This window comes from Flavobacterium sp. TR2 (assembly GCF_025252405.1).
In the GTDB taxonomy this organism is placed as follows: domain Bacteria; phylum Bacteroidota; class Bacteroidia; order Flavobacteriales; family Flavobacteriaceae; genus Flavobacterium.
In genome coordinates this window covers 2,548,523-2,564,159 of record NZ_CP104307.1, presented here as the reverse complement: position 1 = coordinate 2,564,159, position 15,637 = coordinate 2,548,523, and the positions used below count along the sequence as shown (strand labels likewise).

The 15,637-nt window shown below is 33.0% G+C and carries 13 protein-coding genes; 4 read left to right on the top strand and 9 right to left on the bottom strand.

The genetic code is table 11. From position 1 onward, the window contains the following. Positions 1-24: 24 nt before the first annotated feature. From asnB to N4T20_RS11265, 6 genes are all read right to left on the bottom strand, one after another. Positions 25-1,701, bottom strand: a complete 1,677-nt coding sequence (asnB, locus tag N4T20_RS11290) for an asparagine synthase B (RefSeq protein WP_260669260.1) — start codon at positions 1,699-1,701, stop codon at positions 25-27. Positions 1,702-2,315: 614 nt separating this feature from the next. Next, the gene (locus N4T20_RS11285; RefSeq protein WP_260669259.1) at positions 2,316-2,765 is read right to left on the bottom strand and encodes a hypothetical protein; all 450 of its coding nucleotides are present in this window, start codon (positions 2,763-2,765) and stop codon (positions 2,316-2,318) included. Between the two features lie 66 nt (positions 2,766-2,831). Continuing rightward, on the bottom strand, positions 2,832-3,362 hold the full coding sequence (locus tag N4T20_RS11280; protein WP_260669258.1) for a GNAT family N-acetyltransferase: 531 nt from the start codon (positions 3,360-3,362) through the stop codon (positions 2,832-2,834). Between the two features lie 131 nt (positions 3,363-3,493). Next, positions 3,494-5,245, bottom strand: a complete 1,752-nt coding sequence (locus N4T20_RS11275; protein WP_260669257.1) for a TonB-dependent receptor — start codon at positions 5,243-5,245, stop codon at positions 3,494-3,496. A 127-nt stretch (positions 5,246-5,372) separates the two neighbouring features. Beyond that, entirely contained in the window at positions 5,373-6,236 is an 864-nt protein-coding gene (locus N4T20_RS11270) for a PhzF family phenazine biosynthesis protein (protein WP_260669256.1), read from the bottom strand. Between the two features lie 80 nt (positions 6,237-6,316). Further along, positions 6,317-9,331, bottom strand: a complete 3,015-nt coding sequence (locus N4T20_RS11265) for a tetratricopeptide repeat protein (protein ID WP_260669255.1) — start codon at positions 9,329-9,331, stop codon at positions 6,317-6,319. Between the two features lie 310 nt (positions 9,332-9,641). On the opposite strand from N4T20_RS11265, the gene N4T20_RS11260 reads away from it, so the two are divergent. The 3 genes from N4T20_RS11260 to N4T20_RS11250 are packed head-to-tail and all read left to right on the top strand — an operon-like array spanning position 9,642 to position 12,151. Then, positions 9,642-10,325 carry a cell division ATP-binding protein FtsE gene (locus N4T20_RS11260; protein ID WP_260669254.1) on the top strand — a complete coding sequence of 228 codons (684 nt, stop codon included), beginning with the start codon at positions 9,642-9,644 and terminating at the stop codon, positions 10,323-10,325. Beyond that, on the top strand, positions 10,325-11,209 hold the full coding sequence (locus N4T20_RS11255) for a glycosyltransferase family 2 protein (protein WP_260669253.1): 885 nt from the start codon (positions 10,325-10,327) through the stop codon (positions 11,207-11,209). The genes N4T20_RS11260 and N4T20_RS11255 overlap by 1 nt, the downstream gene beginning before the upstream one ends. 6 nt (positions 11,210-11,215) lie before the next feature. Then, on the top strand, positions 11,216-12,151 hold the full coding sequence (locus N4T20_RS11250; RefSeq protein ID WP_260669252.1) for a glycosyltransferase family 2 protein: 936 nt from the start codon (positions 11,216-11,218) through the stop codon (positions 12,149-12,151). Here the strand turns inward: N4T20_RS11250 and N4T20_RS11245 are convergent. Together N4T20_RS11245 and N4T20_RS11240 are read right to left on the bottom strand one after the other, a co-directional pair. Then, positions 12,138-12,551, bottom strand: a complete 414-nt coding sequence (locus N4T20_RS11245; RefSeq protein ID WP_260673085.1) for a sugar 3,4-ketoisomerase — start codon at positions 12,549-12,551, stop codon at positions 12,138-12,140. The genes N4T20_RS11250 and N4T20_RS11245 overlap by 14 nt on opposite strands. Beyond that, a complete protein-coding gene (locus tag N4T20_RS11240) occupies positions 12,538-13,383 on the bottom strand; it encodes a glycosyltransferase family 2 protein (RefSeq protein ID WP_260673084.1) in 846 nt (281 codons plus the stop codon). The genes N4T20_RS11245 and N4T20_RS11240 overlap by 14 nt, the downstream gene beginning before the upstream one ends. 103 nt (positions 13,384-13,486) lie before the next feature. On the opposite strand from N4T20_RS11240, the gene N4T20_RS11235 reads away from it, so the two are divergent. Beyond that, the gene (locus tag N4T20_RS11235) at positions 13,487-14,371 is read left to right on the top strand and encodes a glycosyltransferase (RefSeq protein WP_260673083.1); all 885 of its coding nucleotides are present in this window, start codon (positions 13,487-13,489) and stop codon (positions 14,369-14,371) included. On the opposite strand, the gene N4T20_RS11230 is transcribed toward N4T20_RS11235, so the two are convergent. Beyond that, the gene (locus N4T20_RS11230; RefSeq protein ID WP_260673082.1) at positions 14,368-15,609 is read right to left on the bottom strand and encodes an O-antigen translocase; all 1,242 of its coding nucleotides are present in this window, start codon (positions 15,607-15,609) and stop codon (positions 14,368-14,370) included. The genes N4T20_RS11235 and N4T20_RS11230 overlap by 4 nt on opposite strands. Positions 15,610-15,637 lie beyond the last annotated feature (28 nt).

The window sequence follows — 15,637 nt, the reverse complement described above, 5'->3', positions numbered from 1 at the left end:
CTAATTCTAAAAATTTAAACTTAATTACGCTTTAACGTAAGCATCATCGTGAACATTTGCTACTGCTCTTCCTGATGGGTCGTTTAGGTTTTTGAAAGCTTCGTCCCACTCCAAAGCGATTTTTGTACTGCAAGCCACACTTGCTTCTTGAGGCACACATAATGCTGCAGCATCACTTGGGAAATGTTCAGTAAAAATTGAACGATAGTAGTACTCTTCTTTTGAAGTTGGCGTTTGCAATGGGAATTTAAATCTTGCATTTGCCAATTGCTCATCAGATACTTCTCTTGCTACCACTTCCTTCAAAGTATCAATCCAACTGTATCCAACTCCATCAGAGAATTGTTCTTTTTGTCTCCATGCTACACTTTCTGGAAGCATATCTTCAAAAGCTTTACGAACTACCCATTTTTCCATCGGATGCTCTTTGTTGATCATTTTATCTTGCGGGTTGATGCGCATTGCAACATCCATAAATTCTTTATCCAAGAACGGTACACGACCTTCAATTCCCCATGCAGCCAAACTTTTGTTTGCACGTAAGCAGTCGTACATATGAAGTTTTCCTAATTTACGAACGTTTTCTTCGTGGAATTCTTTAGCATTTGGCGCTTTATGGAAATATAAATATCCTCCGAACAACTCATCTGCTCCTTCTCCCGAAAGAACCATTTTGATTCCCATAGATTTGATCACTCTTGCCATTAACCACATTGGAGTTGAAGCTCTTACAGTTGTTACATCATACGTTTCAAGGTTGTAAATTACATCGCGAACGGCATCTAATCCTTCTTGGATAGTGAATTTAATTTCGTGGTGAATTGTTCCGATATGATCTGCCACTTTTCTTGCTGCAGCCAAATCTGGTGAACCTTCTAAACCAACTGAGAAAGAGTGCAATTGCGGATACCAAGCATCTGTAGTATCATCTGACTCAATTCTTTTTTGAGCAAATTTCTTAGCCACAGCCGAAGTAATAGAAGAATCTAAACCTCCTGAAAGTAAAACTCCGTAAGGAACATCACTCATTAATTGTCTGTGAACCGCAGCTTCCAATGCTTTTCTGATTTCAGGAATGCTTGTTTCGTTATCCTTTACTGCATCATATTCTGTCCAGTCTCTTTTGTACCATTGCACAAATTCACCGTCTTTACTTGATAAATAATGTCCTGGAGGGAATAATTCGATTTTTGTACAATATCCTTCAAGAGCTTTTAATTCAGAAGCTACATAAAAAGTTCCGTGCTGATCCCATCCAATATATAATGGAATGATTCCCATATGGTCACGAGCTACAAAATATTCATCTTTATCTACATCATAAATTGCAAATCCGAAGATTCCGTTTAATTCATCAACGAAATCTGCTCCTTTTTCTTTGTATAACGCCAAAATAACTTCGCAGTCGCTTTCTGTTTGAAAGTTGTATTTTCCAGCAAATTGTTTGCGAAGGTCTCTATGGTTATAGATTTCACCATTTGCAGCCAAAACCAATTTTTTATCTTCTGTAAATAAAGGCTGTTTTCCGGACGCTGGATCTACAATTGCCAAACGCTCATGAGAAAGAATCGCTTTATCATTGCTGAAAATCCCGCTCCAGTCTGGTCCACGGTGACGAATGATTTTTGACATTTCTAATACTTGAGGTCTTAACGCTTCGGCTTTTTGTTTAAGATCAAAGGCACATACAATTCCGCACATAATTTTATATTTTTATTTTTTAAATTTTAATTTGATAGGGCAAAGATGGAGCATTAGTTACAATTAGAAAACACATTTGGTAATTTCAATTACAATTTTAAACCACAATTTAATTTTTACATACAAAATGTAAAATTTAAACAATAAAAAAAGGTTTAAACTTGAAAATTCTAATTTCAGGTGTAAAACTGCTTTAAAATTTAAAGTTTAAAACGGTTTTTTGAATTAAATTATAAGTTATTTCAAATCTAAATGAAGAATTCGTAAAGAGAAGACAGAAAGCTGTTCTGGAATTATTGTTTATACAATTACGTATTAATTCCAATAAAGAAAATCCTTAAAAGTAGTTCGACAAAGTTTTTGCATTATTAATTTTAAAATATAGCCCGCGGTTTCAACCGCGGGAAGCAATATATACAATACGTTTCCCGTGGTTGAAACCACGGGCTATGTTTAATAAAATAAGTAGTTGTTTACGAAGATTTGCTTCGCCTATTCGCTATCGCTCAGCTCTTGTTCGAAATGATAAACTGTGTGGAATTACTTTATGTCTAATCTTTAGAGAACTTTGTCAAAGTTTGAAACTTTGACAAAGTTGTTCATAAACGAATACATTACTCAACGCTTTGAATAGTATAATGCGTCTTGTTTATTTCAAACTGAAACCCCGCTTTATTTCCCATTAAATGATTTCCTAAGGGAGATTGCGGAGAAAGCGCAATAACATTGATACCATCAATTGCAATTTTCGGAAGAGCTACACTCACGTACAAATAAATTCCGTTTGCTTTTACCAAGCTTCCTAAAACAATATTTTCTGTTGTCTTAAGCGGATCTATTTTATCTAAAATTGCTTTTTGCTCTAGCGCTTCCTTTAATTTATTAGTCAATTTTTCCTGCTCGATATGCATCATCGACAGAGCTGTTTCGTGTTTATCGCCTGCCGAGCCTTTGGCATCGTTTTTTGAATCTTCGGTTAGACCAGAAATCATGTCTCTAAAAACATCAATTCGATCCTGAACCATTTGAGTGTAGTGGGAATATATTTTTTCTTTGAAAGTCATTTTTTTTTAAAGGTACTGAGGTTCTAAGGAACAAAGGTGCAAAGGTTTTTTTCTTTGTCTAAATTTTTATTCAAAAAAAACACTTGGATAAACTACTTCTCCATTTACATTCTTTAAACCATCTTCGGTTAATGCAATAACCATACAATTTTCAGCTGGAACATCAAACGGCATTTTGATATTGTATTTTTCACAAAGTTCATATCCAAACCTTGGATAATAATCCTGATGTCCTAGTAAAATTACCGATTTATAACCTAAATCCTTTGCAATTTCATGTCCATGCAAAATTAATTTTGAGCCAATTCCCTTTCCTTGAAATTCTGGCAAAACCGAAACTGGGGCGAGTGCCAGAGATTCAAATGAATTTAAATCGTTTTTTATTTTCAGTTTGGTAAACAAAATATAACCGACAATTTTACCGTCAAGTTCTGCAACGATAGATAGCTCAGGAATAAAAGCATCTGATTTTCTAAGTCTTTCTACTAAAAACTGCTCTTTATGATCGCTGTATTCTTCCTTTTCAAAAGCTTTTTCTATCAATTGAAAAACACTTTGAAAATCATTTTTATTTTCTTGACGTAATGTAATTTCCATTTTATAAAATTAAAAAAAACAGCCACGAATTCACGAATCTACTCCAAAAAATTCATGAGCTCATGGCTGAAAAAAAAAAGGCACATTCATTTTAAATGTTTTAGTGCCTTGGTATCTTTATGGCAATACGCCTAAAAATCGAACTTATAATTTGCACCTCCTAAAACTTGGAATCCTTGCACTGGATAATTCAGCCATTTTTCATAAGCTTGATTTCCAATATTATTTAGTTTTAAGAAAAACGTCAAACGCTCGCTGAATTTATAACCAACGTGCGCATTGGCATCAAAATAACTTTTTAAAGTAATTGGAGCAGCATCTATTCCTAAAGAAGTATTTGTCTGCATATCTTTTCTTTCTCCAACATAAAATACATTCAGTCCAGCATACCACTGCTTTGTAATATTAACGTCTAAAGTCGAACTTAATTTCATTGATGGTAAATTCCATGCTTCAACTGCGTTATCAGTATTGTAGCTATTAAAGGTTCCGTTGATTCCAAAAGTTACATTTTGAGAAAAATCAGCTTTTAATTCTCCATAAAAACGGAAAGTTCTAATGTCTTCATACACTACCCCAAATGAGTTTCCGAAAGCATAATCTTCATTTGTAATTACTTCTGTATAATCATTTGCCTTAAACAATGCTTTATCTTTTTCATTTAAATAAGAAGCTGTCAAGTTATAATTTACATTGCTAGCCAATTTTCCTTTCAAACCTGCAAACACATTATATTGCGTGCTTGACGGACGCATATTTAGGGTTGGAGACACAAACGGATTATCTGTGACAAAATCTGCATATGAATTTTGGTTTAAAGCTCCATTTACACCAGTATAAAAAATCATTAAATCGCCAACCAATCGGTAAGAAGCATTTACTTTTGGATAGAAATAGAATTTATTTCCGCTGTTTTCAGAATCTGCACTGTAATAAATTCCCGCTCCCAATTCCAAAGTCCACTCATTTTCATTGATTACAAAACTTGGTTCAATTCCAACATTTGTAAAACTATATTTTAAAGCTTCTGTATTGTCTTGAAAATAATTATTTTTGAAAGAACCGCTTACATGATCCACGATTACATTTGTTTTAATTGCCTGATCCATTACATCAACAGTAAAAGTTGGCTTGACAAAAAACCTATTTTCTGAGGAAGAATAGCTGTCTGAAAAATGCGTAAATTTTGCCGAAAGTTTACTAAAAATACTTTCTGTAAATTCAGCATTTCCCCCAACCCAAATGGTATTATAAGAATGATCTGGATTGATGCTGTTTACCAAATCATAACGCTGGTCTGGAATGGTTGAACCAAAATCTGACGGAAGTCCGTACCAATTGTAAATCTGATTTTGATACCCTAAATCGACACCCCAAGTCACATCTCTGTTATTTTGGCCGTAACCTACATTAATTGACGTATCATAAAACTCATCATTCAATTCGACATCTTTTATACCGCCTTGAGAAGAATGATGGCGAAACATTCCTGCCACATAATCATTGTTTCCTAAATCTTGGTTTACAAACAATTCTCCATTCAAAGTACTGTAATTTCCAAGTCCTAAAGTAGCATAATTATTAAATAATCTTTCTTTTTTAGCTTTCTCAACTCCCTCTGCTTTTCCTTTTGAAGGCGTAAAAGTAGATGCCACAGGAACAGACAAAATACTGTATTTAATCACTTCTTTCGGCTGATTCCCGCTATCGTCAAGCGAAGGCGTTTCTTTTACTTTAAAAGCATCTGAAATAGTCGGCGAATACGGTTTTACCACGTTTACTGTCTCAGTTCCGATACTCTCATTTTTCTTCTGGGCAATCGAAAACTGGCCTACAAATAACACTAGCAAAACGATAATTTTATACTGGCAATTTAATTTCATATTTCTTTTATTTTGTGAAATGTTGTTCATGAAATGTAAAATATGCTATTTTCACATTTCACCTTTCACATTTGACATTTCACTCTTTACATTATCTAATTTTCTAATTATCTTAATTATCTAATTTCTAAGCTTCCCATTCGCCTTTAGCAATAAATTGAGCTTTTCCTCCTATTCTAATATCAAACTGATCATCGCTTAGTTTTCCATTAAAATAGATTTCAGATGGACGGCCAATGTAATCTCCCTGATAATTTATCAATTCAAATTCAGGTTTATGGTATTTTAAAAGAAAAGCCTGCAAACAGGTGCTGGCACTTCCCGTAGCAGCATCTTCAACCAATTGATTATGCTCAATGCACAACATTCTGCTAAATAATTTTTCTCCTTCTAAATAATAAAAATATAAAGCTCTATGATCTGTTTTACAGTGCTGTTTCATCCATTCATCTGTTTTATCTTTATCTAAAACCAAATTTTCCAAAGCTCTTTTACTGCTTAATCCAACCATCACAAAAGCGCTTCCTGTTGTCACTTCTTGAATTGGAAACTGATTTTCGAAATCGCTTACCTGCAGGTTGCTGAAAAATGTAAAATCTATTTTAGAAAAAGTATCCCAAAACTTCGGTTGCGCTGCTTTTAGCCAAATCAAATCTTCTGTTTTATTAATTGAAATTGGTCCAATTGGAACTTCTAGTTTTATTTCATTAGGCGAATTCTCAAAAATCTTATTCATCAGAACCCAAGAAGTTCCAATGATCGGATGACCCGCAAACTGCATTTCGTGAGCAGGAGTAAAAATTCTTATCTCTGCTTTGTTATTTTCTTTGTCTATTTTCGTCACAAATGTGCTTTCCGCAAAATTAATTTCGCGTGCCATCTGCTGCATTTCTTTCGAACTTAAATTTTCCGCATTCAAAAAAACCGCCAACTGATTTCCAGCGTATTTTTTATCAGCAAAAACATCAACTATGTAAAAAGGTAAACTCATTTCTTTCTTTTATATTTAAAGAGGCAAGAAGAAAGACTTTTACAAAATCTTCCTTCTTGCTTCTTTCTTCTACAACATTCTTATCTATTAATCGACGAATTCGTTTTTGACTCTTCTGCTTTTATAGCCGTCAATTCTTTTTTCGCCTCTTCTACAACATCTGGATAATCTGTAAAATTGTTGATTACGTTATCCAAAATATAAGTTGCCTGATAGCTGTCTTTTAATCCGTAGAAGTTTTTCGCCATCAGAACCAAACCTTTTGCTCCATAATATTTATAGGCAGAATAGCTTTTTGCCAATTTCTGCACAGCAGTGTTTGACGCTTCAAATTTTCCTTCTTTTGTTTTAAAATATGCATCATAATATAAAGCTTCTGCAGCTAATTCTCCTTTTGAAGTCGAAAGTAATTTAGCGTAAGCTGCTTTTGCTTTATCTTCATTTCCTGTTTGAATCGCGGCTCTGGCTACAATAATCTGCGCATCGGCTTTTACTCCTGCATCAGATTTTGGGTTTTCTAAAACTTTTTCAGCCGCAGTAACCGAATTGTCATAATCTTTTTTGTCATAATAACATTTCATTAGGTTTGCTTGCGCGAAAGTTTTGTTCTGCGGATAATCTGCTTCGCTTTCTAAACGTTTTAAAACCATAATTGCTTTATCACAATCTTTTGCTTTCAAATGAATCTGAGCCAATCTGTTTAAAGCCTGTTCGGTAAATTCATTTCTTGGCTGATCGATCACAAACTGATAATTAGCAATCGATTTTGTTTCAGAACCTTCTGCATAAGTAAGTTGCGCCAAATAGAAATTTGCTTCTAGCGCGTGCATTCCGTTCGGGAATTTTGCGATATAACCCGAAAATCCTGTAATAGCTTGTTTTGAATTGTTTTGACTGTATTGCTTGAAAGCCGCATCGTACGTATCATTGTCCAATTCTGCATCTGTAACAGCCACAAAATCAAGCGTACGTACCCAAGTCGCATATTCGTCTACTTTTCCAGAATCTACATAAATCAATCTTGCTGTTGCAACTGCTTCTAGGGCTTCTGGAGTTTTTGGAAATTCAGCAGCTACTTTCTTGAATTTTGTCAAAGCCTGTTCGTCACGATCAGAATTATAATAAATCAGACCTTGTTTTAAGATGGCTTTTGAAGTAAAAGATCCGTTTTGAAATTCAGAAATCAACTGATCATAAGCCTTTAAAGCCTGATCGTTTTTCTTCTCCGCAACGTAAGTATTTCCTAATTCGAATAACGCATCATCTCTATAAGATGATTTTTTGTACATCTGAAGAAAATTATTCAACTCATCAACTTTCTTCGCATTATTTGACATAAATCCATAAGAAAGCGCTTTTTGAAATTGCGCATAATCGGCATCTACACCTTTTGCAGCAATTGCTTTTGCGTATGCCTCGTTTGCCGCGCTGTATTTTGAAGTCACAAAACGGCAGTCTCCCAAACGCAGATAAGAATCGTTTAAACGGCTTTTGTCTGAAGGCGAATTATCAATCTGAGCTTGAAAAGAGTTTGCTGCCTGATCGTATTCTTTCAATTTAAAATACGTGTAGCCAATATTGTAATTGATGTTTTTATACTCGTCTGTAGATTTTGCTGCGGCCATTCCGGCAAATTGCTTGTAAGTGAGCAAAGCATTTTGCATATCATCATTCAGATATTCTGTTTCTGCTTTCCAGAAAGTCGCACGAGCAGTAAACTCAGGCGTTTTTTGTTCGCTGATAGCATTTTTGAACATTTTACCAGCTTCTTGATAATTCGATTCGTTGTATAATTCCAAACCGCGATAAAAAAGCACTTTTTGGTATGCTGCTTTGTTTTCAGAGGTTCTATTTTTCTCTAATAAAACCAATGCTTCTTTGTAGTTTTTAGAAGAAATATAAGAATCAACCAGCAGTTTTTCTACTTCTGCACGGCTTGAATTGTTTGGATATTTTTTAAGGAAATCTAACAAAATACCCGGAACGGCCTGATAGGCATTTCCGATATCGTAACTCAATTTAGCATAATTTAGAGCTGCATCTTCCTGAATCTGAGCATTGAAATCCATTTCAGAAGCATTCTTGAAAGCGTTCAAAGCTTCCTGCTTTTTACCTGTATTTAAATAACTTAAACCTAAATGATAGTAGGCATTCTGAGCCACAAAATCTTTTCCTTCGATAATTTTATTAAACTGAGAAATTGCTTTTTCATACTCTTTCTGTTCATAATATGCATAGCCTAACTGATAGAAATCGGTATTATTCCACTTTCCTTTTTTACCGGCATACTGCTCTAAATACGGAATTGCTTTGCCATATTGTTTTAGGTTAAAATAACTTTCTCCAATAATTTTATTCAGCTCCGATTTTTCAATATCGTTCGATTTGTTCATGGCTACCAATCCTAAATCAATCGCTTTTTGGAAATTCCCTAATTTGAAATTCATATCGGCCTGATAGTACGACAGTTTTTCTTTATATTTTTCTTCGCCAGAAACCTCATCAAAATATTTGGTCGCCTCTTTGTAATCGTCACCCTCATATGCCATAAAACCTAAGTAATATTTGGCTTGAGAACCGTATTCTTTAGAATTGACAACTTTGTTGAAATAATTGGTGGCTTCTTTTTTCTTTTTAGCATTAAAATAGCTGTAGCCTTTCATGAAGTTAAACTTATCCGATTCTGTTTTACTCATGTAACTTTCGTCTACTTTATCAAACCATTGCAATGCTTTTGGATAATTTCCCTGTTCGAAAAAATACTGAGCCGCCTCAATGTAAGCCTGATTTTGTTTGGTGCTCGTTGGATAATCATTCACAAATTGCTCTACCAAAGCATCCGCATTTGCTTTATTGGTTCTTATTGCACAATTAGCAATATAGTACGCACAATCAGACTGAACTTCTTCGTTGGTCGCATTATATTTTACTTTTTCAAAAATCAATTGGGCCGAAGCATATTGCTTGTCATTATATAAAGCCAGTGCTTTGTCAAAATCCTTTAATTCGTAAGTATAAATAGCCGATTTTTGTGCCGAAGCTATAGTCGAAGCAAGGATAATTTGGAATAAAAAGAACCTGGAAAGTTTACGCATTTTAATAATATTTAGTATTCAAATGTATCATTTTATACGGGTTATAACGAAACGTTTTGAGGTTTTATTATGAACAAATATTCGACAATAAGCATTTAATCGCATTGTAAAAAACGAATCTTAACGATAAAGGCAATGATAAGTTATTATAAGCTAGCAACTTTTATAAGATTAAATAAGAATGAAGCCGCATAACTTACAAGGTTTAAATTTTCGTTCCTTTTTCTAGAATTTTTCTTAAGAAATGATTCAAATTTATTTTGAATACAAGCGTTATCTTATTACTTTTACCATTCAAACCAATTTTATTATGTCACAAACCGTACTATCTCTTAAAGAAGTCACTATATATCAAGAAGGAAGAAAAATTATATCTCACATTAATTTAGATGTTAAGCATGGTGAGTTTATCTACATTATCGGGAAAACAGGTTCTGGAAAAAGTAGTTTCCTAAAAACTTTATATGCTGATTTACCGCTAATTGAAGGTGAAGGGCATATTGTTGAATTTGATTTGGCCGCACTAAAAGAAAAAGATATTCCTTTTTTGAGACGTAAGATCGGAATTGTATTTCAAGACTTTAAGTTGCTTCCAGACCGTTCTATAAAAGATAATATGCTTTTTGTGTTAAAAGCTACAGGTTGGCATGAAAAAGATGCAATGTATCACAAAATTGATGAAGTTTTGGACAAGGTAGGCATGAAAGACTTTGTAAACAAAATGCCACATCAGCTTTCTGGAGGAGAACAGCAGCGTGTTGCAATTGCTAGAGCATTGCTTAACGATCCAGAATTTATTTTGGCCGATGAACCTACAGGAAACCTTGATCCTCAAACCAGTTCTGAAGTATTGGAAGTGCTAAAAGCTATTAATGCCGCAGGCAAAACAGTCATTATGGCAACTCACGATTATGCTTTATTGATGAAATTTCCTTCTAAGACTTTAAAATGTGAAGATGAAAGAATCTTCGAAGTGGTGCAAAGAAGCGTGTAATGCTTTCCATTTTAATTCCAGTTTACAATTATGATGTTTTTAAACTTGTTTCAGAGCTTAAACATCAGGCTGATAATTTAGGAATTACATATGAAATCATTGTTCAGGATGATGCTAGCGTAAGTTTCAGCAGCGAAAACAATCAAATAAATTCTCTAGCAAACTGTTTTTTTTCTATCAATAAAGAAAATTTAGGAAGAGGCAGAAACATCAACTCATTATGCTCTAAATCAAAATATGATTATGTCTTGATTATGGAAGCTGATGCTCTGCCGCAAAACAAATCGTATCTTAAAAATTATATCGATTTACTATCAAAAAAGCCTGAAGTAATCTTTGGAGGCGTTAAATATCCTGATAGCATTCCTCCAAATGAAAAAATACTTCGATGGAAATATGGCAGAAACAGAGAAATAAAAACTTTATACCAAAGACTTCAAAACAAATATGATTTTGTACTTACTTGGAATTTGCTTTTAAAAAAAGACATTCTTTTGCAATTTCCTTTTCCAGAATTTATTCATGAATATGGTTATGAAGATCTTGTTTTCATAAAAAAGCTGCAGTTGAATTCGGTTTCTATTACTCATATCGAGAATGCACTGATTCATTATAATGATGAAGAGAATTTGGATTTTATCAAAAAAGCTGAAAAGGCCGTTAAAAATCTTCACGACTTAATTTCTTCTGAAAAAATAGATTCTAAAGACGTTAAACTCAGTAAGATTTATGCCTTTCTAAAAAATCTTCGCTTAACGGGAGTTTTAAAATCGATATATAAAAGAAGTAAAAAACGAATACTTAACAATTTAACTTCAAGAAAGCCTAATCTGTATTTGTTAGATTTTTATAAATTGGGTTATTATTGCGATTTAAAACAATAAACTGTTATGGTCTTTTTTTCTGTTGTTATTCCTTTATTCAATAAGGCAAATCATATTGAAAACACAATCAAAAGCATTCTCAACCAGACTTTTACTGATTATGAAATCATTGTAATAAATGACGGTTCGACTGACAATGGTGAAGCTTTGACACGGGGTTTTAATGATGGCAGAATCCAAATTTACAGTCAAAACAATCTGGGTGTTTCCACTGCACGAAATCTCGGAATAGAAAAATCAAAAGGAAAACTGATTGCATTTATGGATGCAGACGATTTTTGGTTTCCGAATCATTTGCAGGAGTTAGCCAATTTATATTATGATTTTCCAGATTGTGGCATTTATTGTTCACGTTATAAAATCAGAATTTCTAAAAACCACTTTCAAACTACTCTTTTCAACGGAATTGAGCAATCTTTTAGAGGAATTGCAGCTGATTATTTTTTTTCCAACAGGCCCTTTAGAATAACATGGACTTCTTCTTTGGCAATTCCTAAACAAATTCTAGAAAAAATTGGAGGATTTACGCCTGAAGTAACAAACGGTCAGGATTTAGAGCTGTGGACTAAAATTGGCATCAAATACCCTGTTGCCTTAACCAATAAAACAACAGCAATTTATAACAATAATATTCCAAACAGTCTTGCTAAAAACCATTTAAACTCAATGCAATTAATGGATTTTGAGCAATTCAGACTTTCTGAAAAAGATAACCCATCGCTTAAAAGTTTTCTCGATTTATACCGCCTAGAATATGGTCTGCACTATTGTATTTTTGGAAATAAGGAAAAAGCGAACTTTTATTTAAAAGATGTTGATCAAAAAAATAGCAGTTTAGCGGTTCGGCTTTTACTAAAAATGCCTGCTGTTTTTTTACGCTTTTTTTTAAGGCTAAAAAATGCTTTAAAAAGAATAGGATTTGACTTTTCTATCTACCATTAGTATATTTCATAAATTCATCAAAATCCCGAATGTAATCTTCTTCGATATAAACTTCTGAAGCCACAACCAAACAAATCGAACCTGAAGAAAAATTTTGCAGCTCTCTCCAAATTCCAGATTTAATCAAGAGTCCTTCATACGGTTTATTTAAAGTAATAATTGTCTCTTCTTTTCCGTCGTTTAAAACTACATCAAAACTACCGCTTAAAGCGACTAAAAACTGCTGAAGGTCTTTATGTGCGTGTCCGCCTCTTTCTGATCCCGCTGGCACATCGTATAAATAATAAACCCTTTTTATGGCAAAAGGAATAGTATCATTTTCTATTACAGATAAATTTCCTCTTCGCTCCTCAATTTTAGGGATTGGTATAATTTGGATTCCGTTATTATGTATTTCCATTTTGGATTTGTTCAAATTTATTATGTCCGCTTTTTGCACTTTTTAAAACGGTTCTGATGTTTTCTAGTTTAATTTTTTTCTGTTTTAAATCAAAAAACAATTTGAGATACAGCCAAAAAACATATTTCTTTTTAAACATTCTCGTAAATAATGCTCCTTGAATATAATATTTTTCTTCTTCATTTTTCCTTACCGAAGAAGTCTGACTTTCATGCTTTACAATTATCTGCGGTTCAAAAACAAGCTGTTTCTGTTTTGCTTTCAAATCGGATAAAAAGATAGCTTCTTCTCCCATTTCGAAAACTGCCCCTAAACCAAAATTTTGATCAAATTGAATTTGAGATGCGACAATAACTTCTTTATTCAGGGTTACTTCTATTGAACTCGTATTTAAAATATCGAAAATACTCAAATCAGCTTTAGTATCAGAAGGATATTTTTTAATTAAATCTCCATTTAAATTTACTGCCGAAAAATGTATTGCAGCCGCTTCTGGAAATTTATTATAAGCGCCAATTATTTTGGTCAAAAATCCATTCTGATACACGACATCATCATCAGCAATGACCAGAATTTTTCCGAGAGCATTTTCAAGAGCTAAGTTTCTGCTTTTTGACAAACCCTTTTCAAAGGAGTTTACCACTCTTACATTCGAATAAGCCGAAGTTAAAATTCGCTCGCTTTGGGTTTGATTTACTATTAAAATTGAAAAATCAGAAAAATGGGAATAAGGAAACATCGGAATCAAAAATTCTAATGAATCTCGATTCATTGTAGAAATTAAAATTTCGATATCAGTTTCTTTAAAAAAGCTATTTGCCTCATTTTTCATAGTGAAACAAATATAGAAATACTAAATATAGTTTGTCCTTTAATTTTTATAAAACCTTTACAATATTCATTAATTTTGGCTGTTTCAAAGCGCAATTCTTTTTATGCAAAACCTACCTTTAGTTACTGTTATTTGTTTGTGCTACAACCATGAAAAGTTTGTAGTTGAAGCATTAAATTCGGTATTAAACCAAAACTATCAAAATATCGAACTTATTATTGCAGATGACTGCAGCAATGATAATTCTAAAAAAGTTATTACAGATTGGCTACAAAATCACCCAACGGTTCAATTTATTTCAGGCAAAATTAATTTAGGCAATACAAAAACATTCAACAAAGCATTGCAACTTTCAAAGGGCGAATATATAATAGATTTAGCTGCTGATGATGTTTTACTAAAGGATTGTATTGAAAAACAAGTAAATGCTTTTTTAAATTCTGATAAAAAAAATCTTGCCGTAGTTTATGGAAATGCAGAACTAATTTCAGAAAAGAACAATCACATTCGTTATTATTATGAAGTTGACACTGAAAAAAAGGCGGTTAAAAAACCCGCATCTGGAGATATTTATTTAGCAATGTTAAACCAAAGCAGTATGATTTGTTCTGTTTCTTCAATGATGAAACGAGAAGTTTTGGAACAACTCAATGGCTACGACGAAAATCTTGCTTATGAAGATCTGGACTTTTGGATTAGAGCTTCTAGAGATTATAGTTTTGAATTTATCGATTCTATTTTGGTTCAAAAACGAGAAGTTGAAAATTCTCTGGGAAATCAATTTTATAAAAAATTTAATTCTCGAACTAGAAAAATAAACCATTCTTCGTATCTGGTTATTAAAAAGGCAATTGCTTTAAATAAAACTAAAGAAGAAAATAAAGCGCTAATGAAAAGATTGCATTTTGAAATGGGAAAAGCGTACAGAACCTTAGATATTTGGTTGTTTATCAAATATATTCCTCTTGAACTAAAGCTGCGATTCTAAAATAAGCTCTTTCTAAAGTAAAAAATTAAAACTAGTAGATAAATTAAATTTTGAAAAGCATAGGCTACGACAACTCCTTCAATTTGAAATTCCTTAATAAAATACAAACTCGAAAAATACAAGAGTGACAAGGAAAAGAATTCAGTTAAAATAAACATCAGCGTTTTTCTTTTTGCAAAAAACTGATAACCCAAAATTAGAGCACAAACTTTAAAAAGATCTCCCAAAAGCTGCCAAAAAAACAAATCGGTTACAGGTAAAAAATCTTGCGTGAAAAGAAGGCGGATAATAAAAACTCTTGCAAAGTAAACAGCCGTTAAGGCTAAACCAAATACTGGTAAAATGAATTTATAATACTGCAAAAAGATTTTTTTTGTTTCTAAATTGGTTTCTGCACGGGATAGCTTAGGCAGAAAATAAACACTCAGCATTGTACTGATAAACATTAAATAATAACTCGAAATGCGCGTCATGGTTTCCCAATATCCAGCCTGTTCTATTCCCAAATCCTGAATAATGTGGTTTCGAATTGCTAGAAACACAAAAGGAGCGAAAACAGACGAAACCAGCGTCATTAGAGAATAGGCCGAGAGATTTTTTAAAACTTTAAAGTCAAAGGCATACCATTTTATAAATTCAAAAATCCGAATCTCTTTCTGAACCAAATAAAGCGTAATAAAAAAAAGTAGTGCCGGCGCTATAACAATTGCCAGTAAAGCTCCAATGGTTTTGAATTGCATTATCAGAAAAACAGAAGTTAAAAGACCTATTATATTTCCAATAATATTAATGGCGATTACTTTTTTGAATCTGCCCAATCCATTGATTACAGCAATAAAAAAAACAGAAACCCCATAAGTAGGCAGGACGAATGATAAAACTTTAAAAACAATTAAATATTCAGTGTTATCGCCAAAAATTTTTTCATTCCAATAGGAAACAGAACAAAACAAAATACAGCTTAAAACAATCGCGACTCCCACTAAAGCAATAAAAACGGTCGAAATAATTTTTTGAAGTTCAATTTTGCTTTTTTCGCTTTCAGCGGTATATTTTACAATTCCGTTTTGAAAACCTAAAGTCGAAATGTTTTCAAGGGAAGTCAAAAAATTACGGAGATTCCCAACAAAAGCCATCCCGCTCGGACCAACAAAAACTGCTAATATTTTTGAAGTAATTAGTCCGATTCCGATTTTTAAAGCAACACTTAAACTGTTTAAAGAAGTAATCTTAAACAAAGTTGTTTGAATTATTTTTCTATAAAAA

What these genes read in the sequence shown, in the direction of transcription:
- N4T20_RS11245 (WP_260673085.1), bottom strand. Translation starts at nt 12,551, where the DNA reads ATGGAAATACATAATAACGGAATCCAAATTATACCAATCCCTAAAATT.
- N4T20_RS11240 (WP_260673084.1), bottom strand. Translation starts at nt 13,383, where the DNA reads ATGAAAAATGAGGCAAATAGCTTTTTTAAAGAAACTGATATCGAAATT.
- N4T20_RS11255 (WP_260669253.1), top strand. Translation starts at nt 10,325, where the DNA reads ATGCTTTCCATTTTAATTCCAGTTTACAATTATGATGTTTTTAAACTT.
- asnB (WP_260669260.1), bottom strand. Translation starts at nt 1,701, where the DNA reads ATGTGCGGAATTGTATGTGCCTTTGATCTTAAACAAAAAGCCGAAGCG.
- N4T20_RS11270 (WP_260669256.1), bottom strand. Translation starts at nt 6,236, where the DNA reads ATGAGTTTACCTTTTTACATAGTTGATGTTTTTGCTGATAAAAAATAC.
- N4T20_RS11285 (WP_260669259.1), bottom strand. Translation starts at nt 2,765, where the DNA reads ATGACTTTCAAAGAAAAAATATATTCCCACTACACTCAAATGGTTCAG.
- N4T20_RS11280 (WP_260669258.1), bottom strand. Translation starts at nt 3,362, where the DNA reads ATGGAAATTACATTACGTCAAGAAAATAAAAATGATTTTCAAAGTGTT.
- N4T20_RS11265 (WP_260669255.1), bottom strand. Translation starts at nt 9,331, where the DNA reads ATGCGTAAACTTTCCAGGTTCTTTTTATTCCAAATTATCCTTGCTTCG.
- N4T20_RS11250 (WP_260669252.1), top strand. Translation starts at nt 11,216, where the DNA reads ATGGTCTTTTTTTCTGTTGTTATTCCTTTATTCAATAAGGCAAATCAT.
- N4T20_RS11275 (WP_260669257.1), bottom strand. Translation starts at nt 5,245, where the DNA reads ATGAAATTAAATTGCCAGTATAAAATTATCGTTTTGCTAGTGTTATTT.
- N4T20_RS11260 (WP_260669254.1), top strand. Translation starts at nt 9,642, where the DNA reads ATGTCACAAACCGTACTATCTCTTAAAGAAGTCACTATATATCAAGAA.
- N4T20_RS11235 (WP_260673083.1), top strand. Translation starts at nt 13,487, where the DNA reads ATGCAAAACCTACCTTTAGTTACTGTTATTTGTTTGTGCTACAACCAT.